23 protein-coding genes and 2 riboswitches are annotated in these 20,006 nt (G+C 71.9%); of the genes, 11 read left to right on the top strand and 12 right to left on the bottom strand.

The genetic code is table 11. The annotated features are described in order from the left end of the window. The first annotated feature begins 99 nt into the window (after positions 1 to 99). Positions 100 to 981, top strand: coding sequence for an NAD-dependent protein deacetylase (locus ACFY2A_RS12855; protein ID WP_387171254.1), 882 nt, complete (start codon positions 100 to 102; stop codon positions 979 to 981). A 66-nt stretch (positions 982 to 1,047) separates the two neighbouring features. Further along, positions 1,048 to 1,146: riboswitch (glycine riboswitch) on the top strand. A gap of 76 nt (positions 1,147 to 1,222) precedes the next feature. Then, on the top strand, positions 1,223 to 4,045 hold the full coding sequence (gcvP, locus tag ACFY2A_RS12850; RefSeq protein ID WP_387171252.1) for an aminomethyl-transferring glycine dehydrogenase: 2,823 nt from the start codon (positions 1,223 to 1,225) through the stop codon (positions 4,043 to 4,045). A 100-nt stretch (positions 4,046 to 4,145) separates the two neighbouring features. Here the strand turns inward: gcvP and ACFY2A_RS12845 are convergent, their stop codons facing one another. Next, on the bottom strand, positions 4,146 to 4,346 hold the full coding sequence (locus ACFY2A_RS12845) for a DUF5999 family protein (RefSeq protein ID WP_093402410.1): 201 nt from the start codon (positions 4,344 to 4,346) through the stop codon (positions 4,146 to 4,148). A gap of 122 nt (positions 4,347 to 4,468) precedes the next feature. Between ACFY2A_RS12845 and ACFY2A_RS12840 the strand changes: the two genes are divergently transcribed. Together ACFY2A_RS12840 and def are read left to right on the top strand one after the other, a co-directional pair. After that, positions 4,469 to 5,662 carry a chorismate-binding protein gene (locus ACFY2A_RS12840; protein WP_387171250.1) on the top strand — a complete coding sequence of 398 codons (1,194 nt, stop codon included), beginning with the start codon at positions 4,469 to 4,471 and terminating at the stop codon, positions 5,660 to 5,662. A gap of 47 nt (positions 5,663 to 5,709) precedes the next feature. Then, complete coding sequence (gene def / locus ACFY2A_RS12835) at positions 5,710 to 6,216, top strand: peptide deformylase (protein WP_363920828.1); 507 nt, start codon at positions 5,710 to 5,712, stop codon at positions 6,214 to 6,216. Positions 6,217 to 6,243: 27 nt separating this feature from the next. On the opposite strand, the gene ACFY2A_RS12830 is transcribed toward def, so the two are convergent. After that, entirely contained in the window at positions 6,244 to 6,825 is a 582-nt protein-coding gene (locus tag ACFY2A_RS12830; RefSeq protein ID WP_387171248.1) for a GNAT family N-acetyltransferase, read from the bottom strand. A gap of 33 nt (positions 6,826 to 6,858) precedes the next feature. Next, positions 6,859 to 7,638, bottom strand: coding sequence for a TSUP family transporter (locus ACFY2A_RS12825; protein WP_363920824.1), 780 nt, complete (start codon positions 7,636 to 7,638; stop codon positions 6,859 to 6,861). Between the two features lie 177 nt (positions 7,639 to 7,815). On the opposite strand from ACFY2A_RS12825, the gene ACFY2A_RS12820 reads away from it, so the two are divergent. Beyond that, positions 7,816 to 8,604, top strand: a complete 789-nt coding sequence (locus ACFY2A_RS12820; protein WP_387171245.1) for an endonuclease/exonuclease/phosphatase family protein — start codon at positions 7,816 to 7,818, stop codon at positions 8,602 to 8,604. Positions 8,605 to 8,694: 90 nt separating this feature from the next. Here the strand turns inward: ACFY2A_RS12820 and ACFY2A_RS12815 are convergent, their stop codons facing one another. After that, complete coding sequence (locus ACFY2A_RS12815) at positions 8,695 to 9,621, bottom strand: bifunctional 5,10-methylenetetrahydrofolate dehydrogenase/5,10-methenyltetrahydrofolate cyclohydrolase (RefSeq protein WP_387171243.1); 927 nt, start codon at positions 9,619 to 9,621, stop codon at positions 8,695 to 8,697. Positions 9,622 to 9,635: 14 nt separating this feature from the next. Continuing rightward, a riboswitch (ZMP/ZTP riboswitch) is annotated at positions 9,636 to 9,719 on the bottom strand. Positions 9,720 to 9,772: 53 nt separating this feature from the next. Then, on the bottom strand, positions 9,773 to 10,771 hold the full coding sequence (locus tag ACFY2A_RS12810) for a tyrosine-type recombinase/integrase (RefSeq protein ID WP_387171241.1): 999 nt from the start codon (positions 10,769 to 10,771) through the stop codon (positions 9,773 to 9,775). A 112-nt stretch (positions 10,772 to 10,883) separates the two neighbouring features. On the opposite strand from ACFY2A_RS12810, the gene ACFY2A_RS12805 reads away from it, so the two are divergent. Both ACFY2A_RS12805 and ACFY2A_RS12800 read left to right on the top strand, forming a co-directional pair. Continuing rightward, positions 10,884 to 11,444 carry a cysteine hydrolase family protein gene (locus tag ACFY2A_RS12805; RefSeq protein ID WP_387171239.1) on the top strand — a complete coding sequence of 187 codons (561 nt, stop codon included), beginning with the start codon at positions 10,884 to 10,886 and terminating at the stop codon, positions 11,442 to 11,444. Positions 11,445 to 11,593: 149 nt separating this feature from the next. After that, positions 11,594 to 12,109 (top strand): hypothetical protein, encoded by a 516-nt coding sequence (locus tag ACFY2A_RS12800; RefSeq protein WP_387171237.1) that lies wholly within the window; start codon positions 11,594 to 11,596, stop codon positions 12,107 to 12,109. A 12-nt stretch (positions 12,110 to 12,121) separates the two neighbouring features. On the opposite strand, the gene ACFY2A_RS12795 is transcribed toward ACFY2A_RS12800, so the two are convergent. After that, positions 12,122 to 12,319, bottom strand: coding sequence for a hypothetical protein (locus tag ACFY2A_RS12795; protein ID WP_387171235.1), 198 nt, complete (start codon positions 12,317 to 12,319; stop codon positions 12,122 to 12,124). Between the two features lie 107 nt (positions 12,320 to 12,426). Between ACFY2A_RS12795 and ACFY2A_RS12790 the strand changes: the two genes are divergently transcribed. Further along, complete coding sequence (locus tag ACFY2A_RS12790; RefSeq protein WP_387171233.1) at positions 12,427 to 13,428, top strand: ADP-ribosylglycohydrolase family protein; 1,002 nt, start codon at positions 12,427 to 12,429, stop codon at positions 13,426 to 13,428. Positions 13,429 to 13,470: 42 nt separating this feature from the next. On the opposite strand, the gene ACFY2A_RS12785 is transcribed toward ACFY2A_RS12790, so the two are convergent. Both ACFY2A_RS12785 and ACFY2A_RS12780 read right to left on the bottom strand, forming a co-directional pair. Then, positions 13,471 to 14,061: a GNAT family N-acetyltransferase gene (locus ACFY2A_RS12785; protein ID WP_387171231.1), complete on the bottom strand. Its 591-nt coding sequence runs from the start codon at positions 14,059 to 14,061 to the stop codon at positions 13,471 to 13,473. Positions 14,062 to 14,067: 6 nt separating this feature from the next. Then, positions 14,068 to 14,796, bottom strand: coding sequence for an SDR family oxidoreductase (locus ACFY2A_RS12780; protein ID WP_387171229.1), 729 nt, complete (start codon positions 14,794 to 14,796; stop codon positions 14,068 to 14,070). A gap of 141 nt (positions 14,797 to 14,937) precedes the next feature. Here ACFY2A_RS12780 and ACFY2A_RS12775 point away from each other — a divergent pair, with 141 nt between their 5' ends. Together ACFY2A_RS12775 and ACFY2A_RS12770 are read left to right on the top strand one after the other, a co-directional pair. Then, complete coding sequence (locus ACFY2A_RS12775; protein WP_387171227.1) at positions 14,938 to 15,408, top strand: peroxiredoxin; 471 nt, start codon at positions 14,938 to 14,940, stop codon at positions 15,406 to 15,408. A 72-nt stretch (positions 15,409 to 15,480) separates the two neighbouring features. Continuing rightward, positions 15,481 to 16,212, top strand: coding sequence for a hypothetical protein (locus ACFY2A_RS12770; protein WP_387171225.1), 732 nt, complete (start codon positions 15,481 to 15,483; stop codon positions 16,210 to 16,212). A gap of 73 nt (positions 16,213 to 16,285) precedes the next feature. Here ACFY2A_RS12770 and eis read toward each other — a convergent pair whose 3' ends face one another. From eis to ACFY2A_RS12755, 3 genes are read right to left on the bottom strand one after another with little or no spacing between them, the layout of a single operon-like run. After that, entirely contained in the window at positions 16,286 to 17,452 is a 1,167-nt protein-coding gene (eis, locus tag ACFY2A_RS12765; protein WP_387171223.1) for an enhanced intracellular survival protein Eis, read from the bottom strand. A 55-nt stretch (positions 17,453 to 17,507) separates the two neighbouring features. Next, the gene (locus ACFY2A_RS12760) at positions 17,508 to 17,975 is read right to left on the bottom strand and encodes an OsmC family protein (RefSeq protein ID WP_363920798.1); all 468 of its coding nucleotides are present in this window, start codon (positions 17,973 to 17,975) and stop codon (positions 17,508 to 17,510) included. A gap of 2 nt (positions 17,976 to 17,977) precedes the next feature. After that, the gene (locus ACFY2A_RS12755) at positions 17,978 to 18,430 is read right to left on the bottom strand and encodes a MarR family winged helix-turn-helix transcriptional regulator (RefSeq protein ID WP_387171221.1); all 453 of its coding nucleotides are present in this window, start codon (positions 18,428 to 18,430) and stop codon (positions 17,978 to 17,980) included. 92 nt (positions 18,431 to 18,522) lie between these two features. On the opposite strand from ACFY2A_RS12755, the gene ACFY2A_RS12750 reads away from it, so the two are divergent. After that, entirely contained in the window at positions 18,523 to 18,960 is a 438-nt protein-coding gene (locus ACFY2A_RS12750) for a hypothetical protein (RefSeq protein ID WP_387171219.1), read from the top strand. A 39-nt stretch (positions 18,961 to 18,999) separates the two neighbouring features. Here ACFY2A_RS12750 and cydB read toward each other — a convergent pair whose 3' ends face one another. Next, positions 19,000 to 19,998 (bottom strand): cytochrome d ubiquinol oxidase subunit II, encoded by a 999-nt coding sequence (gene cydB / locus ACFY2A_RS12745; RefSeq protein ID WP_387171217.1) that lies wholly within the window; start codon positions 19,996 to 19,998, stop codon positions 19,000 to 19,002. Positions 19,999 to 20,006 lie beyond the last annotated feature (8 nt).

Genomic DNA, 20,006 nt, shown 5'->3' with positions numbered 1-20,006 from the left:
CGCGCGGGCCGGCGGTGGCTGTGGTTGCCACCGGTGGCGGTTCGTCGCCGCCGCCGGTGGCGTTCGTCGCCGGCGGCGGCGCTGGGGCACGATGGGTGGGTGCAGGAGCTGATCGAGCCGCTGGCGGGCCTGGTGGCCGCTGGTGGGGTGGTGGTACTCAGCGGCGCCGGGTTGTCCACCGAGTCGGGCATTCCCGACTATCGGGGGCCCAGTGGTGTCGCACGGCGGCACACTCCGATGACGTATCAGACGTTTCTGGCGGATCCGGTGGCGCGTCGGCGGTACTGGGCGCGCAGCCACCTGGGGTGGCGGTTGATCGCCGGGGCGGCACCCAACGAGGGGCACCGGGCGGTGGCTCGTCTGCAACAGGGCGGGCTGGTGACGGGGATCATCACGCAGAACGTCGACGGGTTGCACTCGGCGGCCGGTAGCCGTGACGTGACGGAGTTGCACGGTCGGCTCGACGAGGTCGTCTGTCTGGGGTGCTGGCGCCGTACGTCCCGGGCCGAGTTGGACGGGCGGCTGCGGGCGGCCAACCCCGGATTCGTCGGGCAGGCCGTCGCGGTCAACCCGGACGGTGATGTGGATCTCGCTGACGCGCAGGTGGCGGCGTTCCGTACGGTCGACTGCGGGGCCTGCGGCGGGCTGCTCAAGCCGGACGTGGTCTTTTTCGGCGAGACGGTGCCGGCGACGCGGGTGCAGTCGTGTTTCGCGATGGTGGAGCAGGCCCGGCTGCTGCTGGTGCTGGGGTCGTCGTTGACGGTGATGTCGGGTCGCCGGTTCGTGTTGCGGGCGGCGAAGCGGGACGTGCCGGTGGTGATCGTGAACCAGGGGCCGACGCGCGGTGACGGGTACGCGTGCCTGCGGGTGGAGGCGCCGTTGGGGCGGCTGTTGCCGGCGCTGGCCGACCGGCTGGTCGGTGCCGGGCCGCCGGTGGGCCCGACGACGTCGACGGCGGTGCCGAGTCCCGTCGGCGGGTGAGTCGGGGGCAGGTCAGGGGCTTCGGTGCGGGCCGTCGGGCCCGCTGGTAGCGTTGATCGCGCCGGTAGCACCGACGTGGGAGAGACCGCCTGGCGACAGCCGGGGCGGCGCCGAAGGGGCAAATCCTCCCCGGAACCTCTCAGGCAGAAGGACCACGTCGGGTCAGGCACTGTGGAGCGCCCGCGGGTGTGACAGAGGGGGAGGGCCGACCTGTCGACCCCCCGCCCTCGCAGGAGCGCCCATGACCGCCGAGCTGTTCGCCGACCGTCACATCGGTCCCGGCCCCGACGACGAGCGCCGCATGTTGGACGCCGTCGGGTACGCCTCGATCGACGAGTTGATGGACGCGGCGATCCCCGAGGTGATCCGCTGGCACGGCCGGCTGGATCTGCCGCCGCCGGCCAGCGAACACGACACGCTGGCGGAACTGCGGGCCTTGGCGGCACGTAACACGGTGGCCGTCTCCATGATCGGGTTGGGGTATCACGGCACCCACACCCCGGCGGTGATCCGCCGCAACGTGTTGGAGAATCCGGCCTGGTACACGGCGTACACGCCGTATCAGCCGGAGATCAGCCAGGGTCGGCTGGAGGCGTTGCTGAACTTCCAGACCATGGTGTCGGATCTGACCGGGTTGGGCACCGCGAACGCGTCGATGCTCGACGAGGGCACCGCGGCGGCGGAGGCGATGACCCTGGCGCGGCGGGCGTCGAAGAGCGGCAGCCGGGTGTACGTGGTCGACGCGGACGCCCTGCCGCAGACCATCGCGGTGATCGCCGGGCGGGCGGAGCCGCTCGGCATCGAGGTGCAGGTGCTGGACCTGGACGTCGAGCCGCTGCCGGCGGAGTTCTTCGGTCTGCACCTGCAGTATCCGGGGGCATCCGGGGCGGTGCGGGACCACGCCCCGCTGGTCGAGGCCGCGCATGCGGTCGGGGCGTTGGTGACGGTGGCGGCGGACCTGTTGGCGTTGACGGTGCTGCGGCCGCCGGGGGAGATCGGTGCGGACATCGCCGCCGGCACCACCCAGCGGTTCGGGGTGCCGATGGGCTTCGGTGGGCCGCACGCCGGCTATCTGGCGGTGCGGGCGGGTCTGGAGCGGATGCTGCCGGGCCGGCTGGTCGGGGTGTCCCGGGACGCGGCCGGCGCGGCGGCGTACCGGTTGGCGTTGCAGACCCGTGAGCAGCACATCCGGCGGGAGAAGGCGACAAGCAACATCTGTACCGCGCAGGTGCTGCTGGCGGTGATGGCCGGCATGTACGCCGTCTACCACGGTCCGGACGGGCTGCGGGGGATCGCGGCTCGTACCCATCGGATGGCGGCGCGGCTGGCCGCCGGGTTGCGTGCCGGTGGGGTCGAGGTCGCCGACGTCGCGTTCTTCGACACGGTGACGGCGCGGGTGCCGGGTCGGGCCGGGCAGGTGGTCGCCGAGGCGCAGCGGCGCGGGGTGAATCTGCGGCTGGTCGACGCCGACCGGGTCGGTGTCTCCTGCGACGAGACCACCACGGACGCGCACCTGGCCGTGGTGTGGGCGGCGTTCGGTGTCGACGATGTCGACGGTGAGGTTCCTGAGGTGGTGCCGGCCGGGCTGGCCCGCACCACCGATTTCCTCACCCATCCGGTGTTCCGTACGCACCGGTCGGAGACGGCGATGCTGCGGTACCTGCGTCGGCTGGCGGATTTCGACTACGCCCTGGACCGGGGCATGATCCCGTTGGGGTCGTGCACGATGAAGCTGAACGCCACCACCGAGATGGAGCCGGTGAGCTGGGCCGAGTTCGCCAACATCCACCCGTTGGCGCCGGTGGAGCAGACCGCCGGCTACCGGGAACTGGTCGGCCAGTTGGCGGGGTGGCTGGCGGAGATCACCGGCTACGACGCGGTGAGTGTGCAGCCCAACGCCGGTTCGCAGGGCGAGCTGGCGGGGTTGTTGGCGATCCGCGCGTGGCATCGCAGCCGGGGTGAGCAGCACCGTGACGTGTGTCTGATCCCGTCGTCGGCGCACGGCACCAACGCGGCCAGCGCGGTGATGGCGGGGATGCGGGTGGTCGTGGTGGGCTGCGACGCCGACGGCAACGTCGACCTGGTCGACCTGGACACGAAGATCGACACGCATCGTGACACCCTCGCGGCGATCATGGTGACGTACCCGTCGACGCACGGGGTGTACGAGACGGGTATCGCGCAGTTGTGCGCGAAGGTGCACGACGCCGGTGGGCAGGTGTACGTCGACGGGGCGAACCTCAACGCGCTTGTCGGGTTCGCCCGGCCGGGCCGGTTCGGGGCGGACGTGTCGCACCTGAACCTGCACAAGACGTTCTGCATTCCGCACGGTGGGGGCGGGCCGGGGGTGGGTCCGGTGGCGGTGCGGGCGCATCTGGCGCCGTTCCTGCCGGGTGATCCGGCCGGTGCGCCGGTCGACGGGCGTCCGGCGATCGCGGCGGCCCGGTACGGGTCGGCGGGGATCCTGCCGATCCCGTGGGCGTACCTGCGGATGATGGGCGCCGACGGCCTGGCCCGGGCGACCGGGGTGGCGGTGTTGGCGGCCAACTATGTGGCGGCGCGACTGCGGGAGCATTTCCCGGTGCTGTACGCGGGCAACAAGGGCCTCGTCGCGCACGAGTGCATCCTGGATCTGCGGCCGGTGACGAAGGCGACCGGGGTGAGCGTCGACGATGTGGCCAAGCGGCTCATCGACTACGGGTTCCACGCGCCGACGATGTCGTTCCCGGTGGCGGGGACGTTGATGGTGGAGCCGACCGAGAGCGAGGACCTGGCCGAGCTGGACCGGTTCTGCGACGCGATGATCGCCATCCGGGCGGAGATCGACAAGGTGGGTTCGGGGGAGTGGCCGGCCGGGGACAATCCCCTCGCCAACGCGCCGCACACCGCGGCGATGGTCGGCGGCGACGACTGGCCGCACCCGTACCCGAGGTCGGTGGGCGCGTGGCCGGCCGGGGTGGACCGGGTGGGGAAGTACTGGCCGCCGGTGCGTCGGGTCGACGGCGGGTACGGCGACCGGAACCTGGTCTGCTCGTGCCCGTCACCGCAGGCGTACGAGAGCTGACCGGGTCCGGTACCGCGCCGACCTGGTCGTGGTGGTCCCTGACCGGGGGACTAGCCTGGGTCGGCGCGGGAAAGACGTCGTGACGGATCGTTATGTCGCCTCAGGCGGCGAGCGCGTGTCGGGCGGGGCCTCGGTGCGGTGCGATGCTGCTGCCGTCGGGCAGCAGCTCGCCGGTGTCCTCGAAGACGATGACTCCGTTGCAGAGCAGGCTCCAACCCTGTTCACGGAAGCAGGCGATGACCCTGGCGGCTTCCCGGTCGGTGGCTTCGGCGGAGGGACAGGTGGGTTGGTGCTGGCACATCGGGTTCTCCGGACTGTGGGGGCACTGTGTCATGGTTCACATGACCAGTGACGCACAGTACCAAGCGAAAGCGTGCCGCATCGAGCAGATGTGCGCGTGGTGCGCGGGAATCCGCTGAACGGATGAGCATGAACCGCCCAGACGTCGTGGAAGCGCTCCCACGGATGGTTGTCGATCCACCCGCGGTTCCCGCGGCCTGCCGCGGCCGGCTCGTCGAACGGGCCCGCTGGCAATGGCGCCCCGCCGACGGCGGCGACCCCGCCGCGTACGCCGAGCAGTTCCTCGCCGAACACGGCCTGGACCTGCGAGACCTGGCCCGCCCCACCCACCGCCACCAACACCGGCACGGAGTCTGCGGGGCCGCCCTCTACCTCTCCGCCGCCGCCGCGGCCCTGCTCACCGGCGGCCCACCCGGCGCACCCAACCCCGCCGACCTGCCCGAGGTGGCCGTCGTCGTCTACGCCCACACCGAGGCGAACACCACCCACCCCGGCCCGCCACCACCCTGGTGGCACGGCACCTGGACCGAAAGTTGGAGCCCCCACCAGCACGCCGACGCGGTCACCGCGATCCGCCGGGCCATCGGCCACGGCGAGGTCTACCAGGTCAACCTCGTCGGCCACGCCAGCGCCCCCTACACCGGCGACCCGCTGCCGGCCCTGACCCGCCTCGGCCACCTGCCCGGAGCCCGCTACGGCGGCGTGCTCACCGGCCCCGGCTGGGCCATCGGCTGCGCCAGCCCCGAAACCCTCATCGAGGTACGCGGCGGCACCCTCACCACCCGACCGATCAAAGGCACCCGCCCGGCCACCACCGCCGGCCGCGCCGACCTGCTCGCCTCGGCCAAGGAACGCGCCGAACACATCATGATCGTCGATCTGGAACGCAACGACCTGGCCCGCGTCGCCCGCACCGGCAGCGTCCGCGTCGACGACCTGTTCGCCGTACGCCGCTGGTGCGACCTGTGGCAGGCCGAGTCCACCATCCACGCCGACGTCGCCGACGGACTCGGCCTGGCCGACCTGCTACGCGCCGTCTGCCCCGGCGGCTCCGTCACCGGCGCACCGAAACTCGCCGCCCTCGACCACATCGCCGCCCTCGAACCCGTCGGCCGCGGCGCCAGCATGGGCGCCCTGGGCTGGGTCGGCCCCGACCACATCGACCTCGGCCTGACCATCCGCACCGCCGCCGTCGACGGCAACGCCGTACACGTCTGGGCCGGCGGCGGCATCACCTGGGACAGCGACCCCGCCGCCGAGGTCGCCGAAGCCGCAGCCAAGACCACCCCGGTACGGGCCGCCCTCACCGGACGGTGAACCGAGCCCCCACCCACCCGAGGCCACCGACCGATAACCTTGCCGACATGACGATGCGGGACATCCGAATCATCGGCGACCCGGTGCTCCGCACCCCCAGCGAACCGGTCACCAGCTTCGACGCCGAACTGCGCACCCTGGTCACCGACCTGATGGACACCCTGCTCGGCGCACCCGGCCGCGCCGGCGTCGCCGCACCCCAGATCGGCGTCAACGCCCAGGTCTTCGTCTACGACGCCGACGGCCACCGCGGCCACATGATCAACCCGACGCTGGAGCTGTCCACCGAACTCCAGGACGACGACGAGGGCTGCCTGTCCATCCCCGGGCTGTACTTCCCGACCCCCCGCGCCCTGCACGCCACCGCCCACGGCTACGACCAGCACGGCGAACCCCTCACCATCGCCGGCAGCGGCTTCCTCGCCCGCGCCCTGCAACACGAGACCGACCACCTCGCCGGCCGCCTCTACGTCGACACCCTGCGCGGCGAAACCCGCCGCCGCGCCCTACGCGAGATCCGCGCCGGCCGCTTCGACTCCTCCCACCGCAGCTGAACCCGCCACCCGCGGACGCACGAGCGCTCAGCCCGCCCGCGTCACAAGCGTTAACTCGCCGTAGTCGGCCACCCGGCTGAACCCCAACCGCTCGTTCAGCCGCACTGCCGCGCTGTTGGTGGCCGCCACGTTCAACGTCACATGGTCGACCTCGGTGGCCAGCAGGCCGCACAGGCGGGCCATCACCGCCGCCCCCAACCCCCGGCCCCGCCAGCCCGGCCGGGTGGTCACGTTGCCCACCGCCGCCACCCGCGTCCGATCCGTCAACGCCATCTTCAGATGCGGCCCCGTCGCGGTGACCCGGAACGCAACGTCCAACGCCGACTCCAGACCGGGGGACAGGTGCGCCTGCAACCGCGCCGGCAGCACCGGCGCCAGTTCACCCAGCAACGCCGCCATCGCACCGACCTCCGCCGGTCCCGCGAACGCCAGCAGCGTCGGCGGCGTCGCGCCGTGGTACAGCAACACCACCGAGTCACCACGCCGATACCACGACGTGTACGGCCAGAAGAAGTCGTCCAGATCGCCCAACTGGTAGGCGTGCAACACCGGATCCCGGCTCAGCAGCCCCGCCAGGACAGCCCGGTCGTGTTCCGCGCGCACCGACATCCGCCGATGATCACACGTACCGCGTCGGCACACTCACCCGGCCACCCACTGGTCGTAACCCAGCCTCGCCACCAACGCCAGCACCACCACCAGCAGCACCACCCGCACGAACCCAGAACCGCGCCGCAACGCCATCCGCGCCCCCACCGACGCCCCCGCGATGTTGCACACCGCCATCGCCGCACCCAGCAGCCACCACACGTGCCCGGTCACCGCGAACACCACAAGCGCACCGGCGTTCGTACCCGCGTTGACCACCTTCGCCATCGCCGAACCGTGCAGGAAATCCGCACCCACCAGCGCGGTGAACGCCAACACCAGAAACGTGCCCGTACCCGGACCGATCAACCCGTCATAGGCGGCGATGCCCACCCCGGCCACCAGCACCGCCACCACCACCCGCGCCCGGGTCCGCCGCTGCGGCACCGCCAGCACCCCCAACGCGGGACGCAGCACCACGAACAGCGCCACCGACACCAGCACCACAAGCAGCACCGGCCGGTACGCCGAGGGCGGTACCGCCCCGGCCAACGCCGCCCCCAGGCCCGCGCACACCACCGCCAGGGCCGCCGCCGGACCCGCCACCACCCAGTCGATCTTCGTACGGCGGGCGAACGTCACCGCCGCCGTCGACGTACCGGCGATCGCCGCCAACTTGTTCGTCCCCAGCGCGGTCGCCGGAGGGATCCCCGGAGCCGCCACCAGCAACGCCGGCAGCAACAGCAACCCACCACCACCCACCACCGCGTCCACCCAGCCCGCCAGGGCGGCGGCAGTCAGCAGCGTCACCACGGTCGCCGGGTCCAACTCCACGAGCCGCCATTCTTCCCACTGCCGAGCACGCCACACCGCCGGCTGTGGCCAGCCTCACCGGCCCCGACGACGCCGCAACCAAATCCCCACCCCGGCGACTGCCACAAACACCAGCACCGAACAGCACAAAGCCCGCAGCATCGGGCAACTGTCCCACGCCGTCGCTAAGGTGACAGCGTGCGCCTGGCCACGTTCAACCTGCTGCACGGCCGGTCCCTCACCGACGGCCTGGTCGACCCGGCCCGACTGACCGCCGCCGTCGCCGCCCTCGACGCCGACCTCCTCGCCCTACAGGAAGTCGACCGTGACCAGTCCCGCAGCGGCAACCTCGACCTCACCGCCATCGCCGCCCAGGCCCTCGGCGCACCCGAACACCGCTTCGCCGCCGCAGTCGTCGGCACCCCCGGCGAAGCGTTCCGCCCCCTCACCCACGACGACGACGGCCACGGCGAACCCTGCTACGGCGTCGGCCTGATCTCCCGCCACCCGGTCACCAGCTGGCGCGTCACCCGGCTGCACCCCGCCCCGGTACGCTCCCCGGTCTACGTGCCCGGCCCGGGCGGCGGCCTCATCCTGCTCCGCGACGAACCCCGCGTCGTCCTCGCCGCCGTACTGGACACCCCCCACGGCCCGCTCACCGTCGCCGCCACCCACCTGTCCTTCGTCGCCGGCTGGAACGTCCGCCAACTCCGCCAGGTCATCCGGGCCCTGCGCGCCCTACCCGCGCCACGCATCCTGCTCGGCGACCTGAACCTGCCCGCCTGGGCCACCCGTGCCGTCTCCGGTTGGCGCCTGCTGGCCCGCCGGCCCACCTACCCGGCCGCACAACCCCGCGTCCAACTCGACCACATCCTCGCCGACCGGCACGGCTTCGACCAGCTACCCCCGGTCACCGCCGTGCGCACCCCACTGTCCACCATCTCCGACCATCGGCCCCTCGTCGTCGACCTCGGCACGCGCCCCTGACCCGCGAACCCGCCGTCGACCCAGCAACATCAGGGTTGTTGCGGTGCCCGGCCCGCGGGAGGCGGCAACTACAGGGTTGCTGCTGCCTCCCTAATTCGGGGCGCGGTCACCGGGTAGTGCCTCAGCGCCACCGCCCTGGCAACGCACCGCCTGGTCAGCCGCTGACCGCGCCGCCCGCAACGCGTTGCGGGCGAACATCGCCACCGTCACCGGACCCACCCCACCGACCCTCGGCGTGATCGCCCCCGCCACCGCCGCACACGACTCATCCACGTCCGGCAGCAGCCGACGCCCCGCGTACCGCACCCCACCACCGACCACCACCGCACCCGGACGCACATGCTCCGGCCGCACGATGCCCGGCACCCCGACCGCCGCCACCAGAATCTCCGCCCGACGCGTGTACCTCGGCCAGTCCACCACCCCCGTGTGCACCACAGTCACCGCCGCGTTCGCCGTCGACCGCTTCTGTGCCAGCAGCATCGCCAACGGCCGCCCCAACGTCGCCCCACGACCCAGGATCACCACCTCACGGCCGGCCACCGGCACCCCGTGGTGGGCCAACAACGCCTCGACGGCCGCCGGCGTGCACGGCAGCGGCCCCGGCAACCCCAACGCCAGCCGCCCCATGTTCACCGGATGCATCCCGTCCACGTCCGAATCCGGATCGAGGGTCTGCAACGCCCGGTCGTAGTCCAGACCGCCGGGGACCGGATACTGCAACAACACCCCGTGCACTCCCGGATCGGAGTTGAAGTCGGCCAGCACCGCGTGCACGTCGGCCTGCGACGCCGACGCCGCCAACCGCACGTGCGGCGACGCGAAACCCAGCTCCGCCGCCTGCCGCTGCTTGATCCGGATGTAACCGGCGCTGGCCTCGTCGTCGCCCACCAGCACCGTCGCCAACGTCGGCGTCACCCCCACCGCCCGCAGCTCCGCCGCACCCTCGGCCACCTGGGCCAGAACCGCCTCCGCCACCGGCGCACCCGGCAGCAACCGCGCGCTCGTCATCGACATGGCTCACCTCGCCCGTGGCAGGCCCAGGCGGACGACCTCCACGACGAGCTTCCCGATGGTCGATCCCATCCCCGATGCCGCCAGTCGCGTCCCCGTCACCCTGCCACACCACCGGCCGCGCCAGCACCCTCACACGGCCACCCGGGACAGCTCAATCAGGAGCCGAGAACAGCCCCGCCAACGCCCGGTTCGTACGGTTGGCCCGTACCGCCTCCCGCTGCTGCCCCGACGTCACCTCGATGTACGTCTGCGACGACGCCAACGACGCGTGCCCCAACAGCCGCATGATCTCCGCAGCCCCGGCGCCGTCCTCGGCCAACCGGGTGGCGAACGTGTGCCGCAGCGCGTGCAACCGCGCCCCACGCGGCACCCGGTCACCGATCCCGGCCCGCCGGAAGCAGGACTCCACCAGGTACTGCAGACCGCCCCGGCGCAGCGGCGCACCCTGACGATCCACCAGCAGCGGCGACACCTGACGCACCGTACGCGCGCCGAAGCGGCGGGCACGGCTGTCCAGATAGCTCGCCAGCACCGCGTCCAGGTCCGGCTCGACCGGCAGCACCCGGGGACGCCCGCCCTTGCCGGCCACCTCCAGTCGCCGTTCACCGGGGCGGCCACCGAGCGAATCGACCCGTAACGCCAGCAGCTCCGACAGTCGCAGCCCCGCGCACAGGGCCAACGCCAGCACCGCCACATCCCGCTCCGGCCACGGGTCCCGCTGCCGTCCCTCGGCCCGTGCGACCGAGGTGAGCAGATGTTCCGGTGTGTCCTCACCGCGCAACGGCTTGGGCGTCGGCAGGGGAGTGCGGGGACGTCCCACGGCCGGCATCGGATTGCCGGGCACCACCTGCTCGGCGACCAGGAAGGAGAAGAAGCCGTTCCAGGTCGACCAGGCCCGACCGACGGAGCTGGCCGCCCGGCCGGCGGCGAACCGGGCGAACGCGGTCCGCATGAGCCTGGGGGAGAGCGCGTCGACCGGCAGCTCGGCCAGGGGGAGGGGAAGGGTGGACAGCTCCGCGGCGAGCGCGGCGACGGCGGTCAGATCCCGCCGGTAGGCCGCCTGGGTGTGCGGGGAGGGCTTGCGGGTGGCCCGGGCGGTCAGGAACTCCTCGATCAGCGTTGTTACCGATTCGTCCCGTTTGTCATGCATAAGGCATATTATGCATGATTTTCGTGTTCCGGGCCCGAGGGGAGGGGAGCGTTTCTGTCGGTGGTGGGGTCTACGGTGCGGTCATCGATCCCACCGGCACCGGAGGCGCACCATGACGACCCTGCCCGAGCGACCCAACACGGCGCTGCTCGTCATCGATGTGCAGAACGGGGTGGTGACGGGCGCCCACAACCGCGACGGCGTCATCGCCAACATCAACACGGTGTTGGGTAAGGCTCGCGCCGAGGGCGTGCCGGTCGTCTGGGTGCAGCACTCCGACGACGGCCTCCCGCAGGGCAGCGAAGCCTGGCAGTACGTGCCCGAGTTGGTCCGCGAGGACGGCGAGGCGCTGGTGCACAAGCGCTACGGCGACTCGTTCGAGGACACCGACCTGGAGACGGTGCTCGCCGAGCGCGGCGTGGGCCGGCTGATCGTCACGGGCGCGCAGACCGACGCCTGCATCCGGTCGACCCTGCACGGCGCGTTCGTGCGGGGCTACGACGCGACGCTTGTCGGCGACGCGCACACCACGGAAGATCTGACCGTCTACGGCGCACCGCCGCCGGAGCAGGTCATCGCCCACACCAACCTGTACTGGAGCTTCCACAGTGCGCCCGGTCGCCAGGCCGGGACCGTCGAGACCAGCGAGGTCAGCTTCGGTCCCACCGACTGACCGTCGAGCTTCGGTGGGGTGGGCCCCGACGCGGCGAGGGGCAGGGGCTCACCCACTTCAACTTTACATAATGTACATTATCGAACTTACCGGTCGTGGGTTGGATCGCCTGTCTACAGTCGACGCCAGTGCCGACGGGAGGATGTGTCGTGGACCAGAGCAACGGGCTGGTGTTCCGCACCTCCGCCCGCCTCATGTTCCTGTTCCTGCTGCTGGTCGGCTTGTTGGCCTGGGCCCTCGTCCGAGCCGTGCTGACACTCTTCCTCGGCAAGCCCACCGACCTGGCGGTCAGCGTCGGCTCGGGCGTCCTCTACGCCGTTCTCTTCAGCGGTTTCTCGCTCCTGCTGCACCGAGGTAACTGGTCAGCGGTCGAGGTTGCCGACTCGGCGCTGCGGCTCACCGAGCGGCAACGGACGGCCCTGCTCCCCTGGCAGATGATCGAGTCGGCGACGGTCCACCGCCCAGGCCCGTTCGCGGTCCTTCAGGTCACTCTGCTCCCTGCGGTGGTCGCACCCACCACCACACTTCGTGCCCGGATCCGCGCCGGCAAGCCTGTCTACACCGTCAACGTTGGCATGCTCCGGCCCGCGACGGACGTCCTGCGTGCCGAACTTGCCCGCCGCCTGCCCCCAGGTGGCTCGTCGGCCCACGATCCCGCCAGGTGACGCACCGAGTCATCACGACCGCGCCGACTGCGCACCGTGTTCGTTCACCGCCGTGCCGTCGGCCAGCGTGACCACGCGATAGTCGTCCTCCTGACGCTCGCTCGTGCAGGCTGAGAAGACGTGCACCTCCGAGCGCGTGTAGCGGTCCAGGAAGTCCCACCCCACGTCCGCCGTCACCGTCAGCTTCGCCTCGTGGTAAATGATTGCCATTCGTCCCACGTGCCTACTCGGTCCGGCTATCGGGCTCGCCGCCAACCCTCGCACCTGTGGCGCTGCCCCGGCAACGACGGCGCGGGACGCAGCATAGGCTTCTGGTCGTGCCCAGTCCTGCTGATGAGGACGGTTCGGTGGTGGTCGAGCGGGTGGCCGCCGCGTTGACCGCGTACGTCTGCGGTGACGCGTTGGGTCTGCCGTACGAAGGGAAACCAGCGACAGGCGACGGTGACGAGGAGATCGAACGGCCACGGGCCGGTGACCGTTGGGCGGCCGGTGAGACGTCGGACGACACGGCGCTAACCCTGCTGGCGGCACGGTGTCTGGTGGATGCCGGCGGCGAGGCCGACGCGGTGACATTCCTGTCCCGCTTGGCGGCCCTCGACCCGGTGAAGGGCGCGGGTCCGTCGACCAGGGCGGCGGTGGCGCATTTCCGGCGGTTCGGTGAGGTGCCCGACGACCGGGCGGGTGCCACGAACGGTGCGCCGATGCGGGCGTTGCCGGTGGGCTGGTCGACGCCGTCGACCCGGCCGGAGTTGCTGGTGGCCCGCACGGTGGAGCTGACCCGGGCGACGCACCGGTCACCGGAGGCGCTGGTGGCGGCGTGCGTGATGGCGGGCTGCGCGTCGTGGTCCGTGACGGGCCCGTGGGCGGCAGGTGGGTCGGCGGCGGCGCTGCTCGACGTGGCGGTGGAGACGCTGGAGGTGGCCCAGCGGTTGTGTGGTGCGGCACCGGGGCTGGCGGCGCTGCTCGGTGAGGTGGTCGAGGGTGGCTGGCGACCTCCGGCGACGGGCGTTTCGCTGGATCCCGGTGAGACGGTAGCCGCAGTGCTGCACTGCGTACGTCGGGCGGACTCGCTGCGCGGTGGGCTGCTCGCGGCGGTGCGGCTCGGTGGTGACGTCGACACGGTGGCCGCGTTGGTCGGTGGCCTGCTGGGGGCCCGGTCGTCGGTGCGGCAGGTGCGGGTGCAGCTGCCGTGGAGCGCGCGGATGCTGCTGCCCGACGAGGTGGAGGTCCGGCGGCTGGCGGCGGCTCTGGTGTCCGTGCGGGCGGCGGCGGCCGGTAGCCGCCGTGTGGCGGGCCGGCGGTTACGCTCCGGGTGGTAGGTGGTGCGGGGTCTCACGCTGGGCAGCGGGTGGCGCGGGGTCTCAGGTCGGGCGGTGCTCGACCTGCGGGTCGGTGCGTAGTCGGGCGTGGCGGTGGGTGTCGTGCCAGCCGTCGGTGTGGTGGCCTTCGCCTCGGGCGGTCCCCTCGGCCGGGTAGCCGGCGCGTCGGGCGACGGCGCAGGAGGCGGGGTTGGCCGTCGAGTGGTTGAGTTCGAGGCGGTGCAGGCCGATGTCGAACGACCAGGTGGTGAGGGCGGTCAGGGCGCGGCCGGCGACGTGCTGGCCACGGGCGTGCGGCAGGACCCAGTAGGAAATCTCGGCGATGCCGCTGGCGAGGTCGAGCCGGCGGAGGCTGATCTGGCCGAGGACACCGCGGGGGTCGGTGATGGCCCAGCCGGCGCCGCTTTCGGCCTGCCAGCGGTGTGGCCAGGAGACGAGCCAGGTGTGGGCTTCCTCGTCGGTCATGGTGCGGCAGTGCCAGCGTTGGATGGCGGGGTCGGCGTAGCCGGCGCGGACGGCGGGTCGGTCACCGGGTTGCCAGGGCCGCAGGCGTAGTCCGTCGCCGTCGATGGTGGGTTGCCGGTGACGGCGCAGGCTGCCCGGTGACCGGACCGGTGGTACGAGGGTGGGCATGGCGGGTCAGAGGCCGCCGCCGACGCGGAGGATGGCGCCGGTGGTGTAGGAGGCGTCGGGGCTGAGCAGCCAGGCGATGGCGGCGGCGACTTCGTCGGGTTCGCCGGGGCGGCCGAGTGGGATGCGGCCGGCGGCGCGTTCGGGGCGGTCGGGTTGGCCGGAGAGGGCGTGGATGTCGGTGCGGATGATGCCGGGGGCGACGGCGTTGACGCGGATGCCGCGGGGGGCGAGTTCCTTGGCCAGGCCGATGGTGAGCGCGTCGGTGGCGGCTTTGACGGCGGCGTAGTGGACGTACTCCCCTGGGCTGCCGAGGGTGGCGGCGACGGAGGAGAGGTTGACGATGGCGGCGCCGTCGCTCATCCGGCGGGCGGCCTGTTGGGCGCAGAGGACGTAGCCGATGAGGTTGACGTCGACGACGCGGCGCAGGTCGTCCGGGTCGAGGTCGGTGAAGGGGCCGATCGGGCTGGTGATGCCGGCGTTGTTTACCAGGCCGGTGAGGGTGCCGAGTTCGGCGGCGGCGTCGAACAGGGCGGTGACCTGGTCGGGGTCGCGCGTGTCGGCGGGGACGGCGATGGCGCGTACGCCGGTGGCGCGCAGCTCGGCCACGACGGTGTCGGCGGCGGTGTGGTCGCGGCGGTAGCCGAGTGCGATGTGCTGGCCGGTGTGGGCGAGGCGGCGGGCGGTGGCGGCGCCGATGCCGCGGCTACCGCCGGTGATGATGGTGACGTTGGTCAATGGACCTCTCCCCTGCGCCGAGCCGGTGTCGGGGACGTTACCGGCGTGGTCGCGGTGGCGGGTAGCGCGGTGTGGTCGAGCGCACGGCCGGTGGTGGTCGATGGCTTACGCTCGCGGCGACGGTCTCGGTGGGGAGGGCTTGTGGCGGGTGTGGGTGTCGGTGATCTGGTCGAGGATTTCGAGTTGCCGGACGAGACGGGTCGGCCGCGGCGGTTGACGGAGTTGCTGGCGTCGGGGCCGGCGGTCTTGTTCTTCTATCCGGCGGCGATGACGCGGGGGTGCACGGCGGAGAGTTGTCACTTCCGGGATCTGGCGGCGGAGTTCGCGGCGGTCGGGGCGCAGCGGGTGGGCATCAGCCGGGATTCGGTGCGGCGTCAGGCGGAGTTCTCGCGGTTGCACGGGTTCGACTATCCGTTGTTGTCGGATCCGGACGGTGTGGTGGCGGACCGGTTCGGGGTGCGGCGGCGGTTGCCGTTGGGGCCGTTGAGTACGCGGCGGATGACGTTCGTGATCGGTGTCGATCGGCGGGCGATCGAGGTGGTGCACAGTGAGTTGGGTATGAACGAGCACGCTGATCGGGCGTTGCGGGCGTTGCGGGCGTTGGGGGGCTGATCTTCGGGTTGTCGCTGGCGGCTGGTATCAAGGCAGGCGGCTGAACACGTGTACGAGGAATGAGGTTGGGCGATGGGTGCCGCTGGTCAGGGTTTGTCCGAGGACGAGGTGCGCGGCATCCGGGAGGCGTTGGCCGCGGGGCGTAAGCCGAAGGTGGTGTTCACGGCGGCGGCCGGTCAGATCGCCGGTCAGCTGGGTCAGGTGGTGGAGTTGACCGATCCGGCGACGTCCGACGAGTTCGTGGTGGTGCGGTTCGGGCGTGACGAGTTGCCCTTCTCCCCCACCGATGTGGCAGTGGCGCCTCGGGGTGCGGGGCGGCGGCCGGTGGAGTCGAAGCCGGAGCCGGAGCCGGCCGAGCCGGCGGTGGTGGAGCCGGAGTTCGTGTTGGACCGGGTGCCGCAGCAGCGCGGTGACGAGTTGCCGCGCCGGGAGGAGCAGCCGCGTGGAGAGGAGCCGAGGGTGGACGAGGCGGCGGGGTCGAAGGTGGAGGCGAAGCCGGCTCGGCGGGCGGTGAAGGCGGCGAAGCCGAAGGGGCCGGCGGGGTTGACTGTCACGTTGGCCTATGCCGAGGGTGAGTGGACGGTGGCGGCGCAGCAGGGTGGGAAGGTGTTGGCCAAGCCGTACGTGCTCAAGCCGGCGGAGGCGCTGCGGATGGTGGCGTTGGTGGATGTGCCGGGGGTGCATGAGGCGGTGGAGCAGATCCTGGCTGCGGAGCGGTCGGAGGCGGAGCGGCAGGCGGAGAAGTTGCGGGCGGAGTTGGCGGAGATCGAGGCCCGGTTGGCGGAGTTGCGCGAGGCGGGCTGAGGGGTTTCGTGGGTTCGATCCGACCGGTGGCCCGGTCCGGCACGTGGTTGCCGGGCCGGGCCACCGGCGTTTGTCAGAAGTAGTCGATGAGGTGGGCGGTGGGTCCGGCGGCGAGCAGGTCCAGGGCGCTCGGGTCGGGTGTGCGGTGGTGCAGCAGTCCGGTTTCGGCGAGGGTGCGGGCGGTGGCGGTGCCGGTGTAGAGGCGGGCGAAGCCGCGTACGGTCAGGTGCAGGTCGGTGTCGCTGGTGGTGCGGTGCAGGTCGGCTTGGCCGTCGGCGACGGTGAGTTGCCAGGTGCCGGTGTTCCAGTCGGCGAGGTCGTCGGTGAGGGTGAAGGTGACCTGGCCGCGGGTGTGGGTGGGCCAGCCGCGGGCCTGTACGGCGCGGACGAGGTCGACGGGTCGGTGCATCCAGGCGTCGCGTTCGTGTTCGCGGGCGCGTTCCAGGGGCAGGTGGCTGCTGATGGCGTCGCCGGGTAGCGGGGTCAGGCGCAGGGTCGGGGTGACGCTGTACCAGCTGGCGAGGGTGCCGACGAGGGCGCGGGCGGCGTCGGCGGTGGTGGCGAGGATGTCTTCGACGGTGAGTACGGCGTCGGGGCCGTAGCCGCGGCCACGGTCCCAGCCGGCGTATCCGAGCAGTTGTCCGTCGTGTTCGACGAGGGTGAGCCCGTCGTAGGGCAGTTCGTCGGTGGCGGTGAACCGTGGGTGGGTGCGGGTGAGCAGGCCGTTGCGGTGGTGGGCGACGCGTCGGTAGAGCTCGGCGGTGGCGGGCAGGTCGGTGGTGGTGCCGGCGCGGACGGTCAGGCGCGGGTCGGGGCGGTGCCGGGGCACGGTGGCGGTGGGCAGGTCGAGGGTGCGTAGTTGGCCGGTGATCTCCCAGCCGCAGGCGCGGTAGGGGGCGGCGGTGGTGGGGAACAGCGTGCTGACGGCGGCGCCGCGGTCGCGGGCGTCGCGGAGCAGGGTGGTCAGCAGGGCTCGGGCGATTCCGGTGCCGCGGGCCTCGGGGGCGACGGCGACGCCGGCGACGTCTGCGGCGGGTACGCGCTGTCCGGTCCACCACTGTTCGTCGTGCAGGTCGACGGCCTTGCCGATGAGTTTTCCGGTGGCGTCGAAGGCGCCGTAGAGGGTGCGGCCGGCGGTGGATGGCGGTGGGGGTGGTTGCGGGTCGGAGCCGAAGGCGAGCCGGCCGAGTTGCCAGGCGTCGTTCAGGTCGTCGGGGGTGAGTTCACGCACGTCGGGCACGGGCCGACGATAACGGCCGTGGTGGTGCTGTCGACCGAATTTGGGTGTCGGGTGTTCAGGTGGTGGTGACGGGGTCGTGGCGGACCGGGAAGTTGACCGAGTTGGCGATGAAGCAGGTGTGGTGGGCGTCGTCGTGCAGGGCGGTGGCGATGTCGGTGGTGGTGGGGTCGGCGACGGTGACGTGGGGTCGCAGGGTGACTTCGGTGAAGTGGCCGTTTCCGGTGTTGTCGGTGGTCATGGTGCCGGTGGCGTGGTCGACGTAGTGGGTGACGACGACGCCTTTGTCGGCGCACAGGTGCAGGTAGGCGAGCATGTGGCACTGGGACAGGGCGGCCAGGAGGAGTTGTTCGGGGTTCCAGCGGGTCCGGTCGCCGTGGAAGGTGGGGTCGGAGCTGCCGGGGATGGGTGGGCGGCCGTCGGTGGTGATGTCGTGTTCGCGTCGGTAGTCGCGGTAGCCGCTGGTGCCGGTGCCGAGGTTGCCGGTCCAGGTGACGGTGGTGGCGTAGTGGTGGGTGCGGGGCATGGTCAGCCTTTCGGTTCGTGGTGGTGGGTGAGCAGGAGGTCGAGGAGGCGGACGAGTTCGCGGCGGTCGGTGGGGTCGAGTGGTGCGAGCAGGGTGTCCTGGGCGGTGTCGAGGGCGTGTTGCAGGTGGGTGAGTTCGCGTCGGCCGGCGGGTGTGATGTGGACGATGTTGCGGCGTCGGTCGGTGGGGTCGGGTTGGCGGCGTACGAGGTGGCGGTCGGCGAGGTCGTTGAGGGTGGCGACGATGTCGCTGCGGTCGATGCCGCTGTGTCGGCCGAGGTCGGCCTGGCTGGCGGGGCCGGTTTCGGCGAGGGTCGCCAGCAGCCGGTAGTGGTAGCCGCGGGCGTGGTGGGCGCCGAGTGCGGTGGTGACGAGGCGTGCGGCGTGGGCGGCGGTCTGGGTGAGCAGCCAACTGGGGGTGGTGCGCAGTCGGCTGGGGGCGCTGGGGTGCTCCATGTGGTGACTGTACGCGGTTTCGTTGGTGGCACCCACGACCCGTGCTACGTTGGCCGGGCCAACGTTGGTGTAACCAATGAACAGGGGTTGACATGTCCACCACCCTCAACGGGCAGATCCTCGGCCGAACCCACTACGCCACCCGGGCGGTGCTGGAGCGGGAGTTGGGCCGGCTCGGGCTGACCTTCGCGCAGGCGTTGCTGCTCAACGCGCTGGCCGCCGCCGATACCCCGCTCCCCCGCGCCGAGGCGGCACGTCGGCTGGTCGACGCGGTGAAGGTGCCGACCGCGACGGCGCACGGCACGCTTGCCGAGCTGATCGCGGCGACGCTTGTGGCGCCGCTGGCCACCGACGCCTCCCAGGTGGCGCTGACCCCGACCGGGCGGCAGGCGCAGCGCCTGGTCGCTGCGGCCTCCGCCGAGATCGGGGCCCGGTTGTGGGCCGATCTCGCCGCCGACGACCTGGTCGTCGCGGCGCGGGTGCTGGACGTGGTGCGGCGGCGCGCCGAGCAGGCCCTGGCGGCGGTGTGACGGCGGGCGGGCCCGGTGACACCCGGGCCCGCCCGGCGGTCAGTGCTGTGGGATGTGGGCGACGCCGATGCGCTTGCGGAACACCCAGTACGTCCAGCCCTGGTAGGCCAGCACGATCGGGGTGAAGAAGACCGCCACCCAGGTCATGATCGTGAGGGTGTAGGGGGTGGAGGCGGCGTTGGTGGCGGTGAGCGTGCCGGCGGCGTCCAGGGTGGAGGGCAGCACGTTCGGGAACAGGGCGGCGAACAGGGTGGCCACGGCCAGACCGATCGCCGCGGCGGTGCCGGTGAACGCCCAACCCTCGCGACGTACCGTGGCGGCGGCCAGACCGCCGAGCAGGGCGAGCGCGGCGGCGACGGCGAGCACGACGGCGGCGGTGCTGGAGCGGATCGTCAGGGTCCAGCTCAGGAAGGCCACCGCGAGGACCGCCGCGGCCAGGCCCAGGCGCACGGCGAGCGCGGCGGCCCGGTCGCGGATGTCGCCGACGGTCTTGAGGGCGACGAAGACGGCGCCGTGGGTGGCGAACAGCGCCGCGGTGGTCGCGCCACCGAGCAGGCCGTACGGGTTGAGCAGGTTGAGCAGTCCGCCGACGTACTCGTGGTCGGCGTCCAGTGGTACGCCACGCAGGATGTTGGCGAACGCGACGCCCCACAGGATCGCCGGCACGAGTGAGCCGAAGAAGATGGCCTTGTCCCAGCGGCGTTTCCAGGACGCCTCGGGACGCTTGTGGCGGTACTCGAAGGCCACGCCGCGGGCGATCAGGGCCAGCAGGATGAGCAGCAGGGGTAGGTAGAAGCCGGAGAAGAGGGTGGCGTACCACTCGGGGAAGGCGGCGAACATGGCGCCTCCGGCGGTAATCAGCCAGACCTCGTTGCCGTCCCAGACCGGCCCGATCGTGTTGATCATGACGCGGCGTTCCTTGTCGTCGCGGCCGAGCACGGGCAGCAGCATGCCGACGCCGAAGTCGAAGCCTTCGAGGATGAAGTAGCCGGTGAACAGCACGGCGACGAGGAGAAACCAGATGGTGGTCAGTTCCACGGTGGGGC

It is taken from the genome of Micromonospora sp. NPDC000442 (assembly GCF_042898635.1).
Taxonomy (GTDB): Bacteria; Actinomycetota; Actinomycetes; order Mycobacteriales; family Micromonosporaceae; genus Micromonospora.
Note: the sequence above shows the minus strand (reverse complement) of the source record. Positions and strands in the feature narration are given on the sequence as shown.

Coding starts and splice junctions, on each gene's coding strand:
- def (WP_363920828.1), top strand. CDS start 5,710: ATGACGATGCGGGACATCCGAATCATCGGCGACCCGGTGCTCCGCACC.
- ACFY2A_RS12785 (WP_387171231.1), bottom strand. CDS start 14,061: ATGCCCACCCTCGTACCACCGGTCCGGTCACCGGGCAGCCTGCGCCGT.
- ACFY2A_RS12805 (WP_387171239.1), top strand. CDS start 10,884: ATGACGACCCTGCCCGAGCGACCCAACACGGCGCTGCTCGTCATCGAT.
- ACFY2A_RS12770 (WP_387171225.1), top strand. CDS start 15,481: ATGGGTGCCGCTGGTCAGGGTTTGTCCGAGGACGAGGTGCGCGGCATC.
- ACFY2A_RS12840 (WP_387171250.1), top strand. CDS start 4,469: ATGAGCATGAACCGCCCAGACGTCGTGGAAGCGCTCCCACGGATGGTT.
- ACFY2A_RS12845 (WP_093402410.1), bottom strand. CDS start 4,346: ATGTGCCAGCACCAACCCACCTGTCCCTCCGCCGAAGCCACCGACCGG.
- ACFY2A_RS12795 (WP_387171235.1), bottom strand. CDS start 12,319: ATGGCAATCATTTACCACGAGGCGAAGCTGACGGTGACGGCGGACGTG.
- ACFY2A_RS12760 (WP_363920798.1), bottom strand. CDS start 17,975: ATGCCCCGCACCCACCACTACGCCACCACCGTCACCTGGACCGGCAAC.
- ACFY2A_RS12830 (WP_387171248.1), bottom strand. CDS start 6,825: ATGTCGGTGCGCGCGGAACACGACCGGGCTGTCCTGGCGGGGCTGCTG.
- gcvP (WP_387171252.1), top strand. CDS start 1,223: ATGACCGCCGAGCTGTTCGCCGACCGTCACATCGGTCCCGGCCCCGAC.
- ACFY2A_RS12750 (WP_387171219.1), top strand. CDS start 18,523: ATGTCCACCACCCTCAACGGGCAGATCCTCGGCCGAACCCACTACGCC.
- ACFY2A_RS12815 (WP_387171243.1), bottom strand. CDS start 9,621: ATGTCGATGACGAGCGCGCGGTTGCTGCCGGGTGCGCCGGTGGCGGAG.
- ACFY2A_RS12810 (WP_387171241.1), bottom strand. CDS start 10,771: ATGCATGACAAACGGGACGAATCGGTAACAACGCTGATCGAGGAGTTC.
- ACFY2A_RS12755 (WP_387171221.1), bottom strand. CDS start 18,430: ATGGAGCACCCCAGCGCCCCCAGCCGACTGCGCACCACCCCCAGTTGG.